The organism is Bacillus sp. SIMBA_008 (assembly GCF_046535495.1).
Lineage (GTDB): Bacteria > Bacillota > Bacilli > Bacillales > Bacillaceae > Bacillus > Bacillus subtilis.
Window position 1 is genome coordinate 1 of sequence record NZ_JAWRWL010000896.1, and the last position, 252, is coordinate 252.

Sequence of the window (252 nt, forward strand, 5' to 3'; positions counted from 1 at the left end):
TGGAGACTTGACGTACTTGGCTTCTAGTGCCAGAAAATCGTCCTCATCACCTGGAGCGCTCACTCCCCAGAGGAACTCGTACGTATCTGGGGAGTAGGAAGCGAACTCCACCTGGAAGCCCGCGTTTTCCCGTAGCTCCACTAGCGTGCTGCTCCACCACGAGACAAAGTCTTCTGCGGCGTCGGGGCGAAGCCGGTAGCGACGCGTTTGAAGCGTACGTGTCATGCGTATCTCCTTGAACTAGGTGTATCG

Annotated in this window: 1 protein-coding gene; it reads right to left on the minus strand. The window is 56.7% G+C overall.

All coding sequences use genetic code 11. The annotated features are described in order from the left end of the window. Positions 1 to 225: hypothetical protein (locus SB658_RS25955; RefSeq protein WP_410603358.1), on the minus strand; the 225-nt coding region annotated here is incomplete at its 3' end. Positions 226 to 252: the final 27 nt, after the last annotated feature.